Origin of the sequence: Moorena sp. SIO4A1, assembly GCF_010672065.1 — a bacterium.
In the GTDB taxonomy this organism is placed as follows: Bacteria; Cyanobacteriota; Cyanobacteriia; order Cyanobacteriales; family Coleofasciculaceae; genus Moorena.
Map to the genome: position 1 here is coordinate 1 of NZ_JAAHHX010000414.1, position 1,921 is coordinate 1,921.

Genomic DNA, 1,921 nt, shown 5'->3' on the forward strand with positions numbered 1-1,921 from the left:
AGATGTTTTCTTGGAGATTCTCCTAGCAAGTCGGACTAAAGAAAAATGCGATCGCATTGCCGCTACTATTGCCCATCCCTCATTACAAACAGCCCAAGTCGATGCAGATAACGTTGCAGAAATAGTGGCACTCATTAAGGATTTTCAGCCTGACATAGTTATCAACGTAGCTCTACCGTATCAAGACTTACCGATTATGGATGCGTGCTTAGAAACAGGAGTAAATTATCTCGATACTGCTAACTACGAACCTCCTGATGAAGCCAAATTTGAGTATAAATGGCAGTGGGATTACCACGAAAGATATAAACAAGCTGGGATTATGGCTGTGCTTGGATGCGGATTCGATCCTGGAGTAACAGGGGTATTTACAGCCTATGCCCTAAAGCACCACTTTGATGAGATTCACTATCTAGATATTGTAGATTGTAATGCCGGAGATCACGGTCATCCTTTCGCTACTAATTTTAATCCGGAGATTAACATCAGAGAGATTACCCAAAAAGGAAAATACTATGAAAACTCCAATTGGGTAGAGGTTGAGCCGTTCTCAGTGCATCGGTCAATCAATTATCCAGAGATTGGCCAGAGGGAGTCATACCTGTTGTATCATGAAGAGCTTGAGTCTCTAGTGAAGCACATTCCCACCATTAAACGGGCTCGCTTTTGGATGACTTTCAGTGAAAGTTATCTGACACACCTGCAAGTTCTCCAGAATGTAGGATTAACTAGTATTGAACCAATTGAGTATGAAGGGCATCAAATCGTCCCCTTGCAATTCCTCAAAGCTGTTCTACCTGCACCATCTTCACTAGGTGAGAACTATGAAGGTCAAACATCTATTGGCTGCCATATTCGAGGAATAAAAGACGGAAAACCAAAAACCTACTATATCTACAATAACTGTGACCATGCAAAAGCTTATCAAGAAGTAGGGGCACAAGCTGTTGCTTATACAACAGGAGTACCTGCAATGCTTGGTGCAATGCTAGTCTTAACTGGTGAATGGCAAGGTGAGGGAGTCTTTAATGTCGAACAACTTGACCCTGACCCTTTTTTGGCAAAGCTGGGAACCTATGGTTTACCTTGGCATGAGTCAATTAACAACTCAGAAGAATTTGGGGATTAACAAGCAAGATGATTGATTATTCCCAAATCCCATCCCCCTGCTATGTGCTTGAGTCCGAAAAGCTGATTGAGAATCTTGAGTTAATTGACTCGGTTCAGAAAAAAGCAGGAATTACGATCATTCTTGCCTTGAAGGGGTTTGCGATGTTCAGTGCCTTTCCCATTGTGAAACAATACTTACAAGGTACTACTGCTAGCTCTCTGTTTGAAGCAAGGCTAGGGCGAGAAGAGTTTGGTAAAGAGCTCCACCTTTACTTGCTTGCCTACCAGGAAAAAGAATTTCCAGAACTGATTCAAGGGGCAACACATATCTCGTTTAACTCCCTAAGCCAATGGGAGCGATTTAAAGAAAAAACTCTCTTGACCCAAGTATCACCGGGTCTGCGCATTAATCCAGAGTATTCTCCGGTGGAACCGGAGATCTATAATCCCTCGTCTCCCTTATCTCGTCTAGGAATACGCGCTGAAAAATTAGGTGATAAGTTACCGGAGGGCATTGAAGGGTTACATTGCCACAACTTATGTGAAAGCGACTCACAGGCTTTAGCACGTACTTTAGAGCAGATTGAAACCCTGTTTGGGCATCACCTTCCCCAGATCAAGTGGCTTAATTTAGGGGGAGGACATCTGATCACCTCTAAAAGCTATGATATCGAACACCTAATCCAAGTTTTGACCCGTTTTAAATCCCGTTATCCTCACTTGCATATTTATCTGGAGCCTGGATCGGCAGTGGCATGGGAAACTGGGGTACTCCGAGCAACAGTTCTTGATCTGATTGAAACTTCAAACC

General features: G+C 43.1%; 2 protein-coding genes. Both read left to right on the top strand.

The genetic code is table 11. The features are described from left to right. The coding region (locus F6K53_RS38880) for a saccharopine dehydrogenase family protein (RefSeq protein WP_293085206.1) at nucleotides 1-1,129 on the top strand (1,129 nt) is incomplete at its 5' end. 8 nt (nucleotides 1,130-1,137) lie between these two features. Further along, nucleotides 1,138-1,921, top strand: a 784-nt coding sequence (locus tag F6K53_RS38885) for a carboxynorspermidine decarboxylase (protein ID WP_293085209.1), incomplete at its 3' end; no start/stop codon positions are given.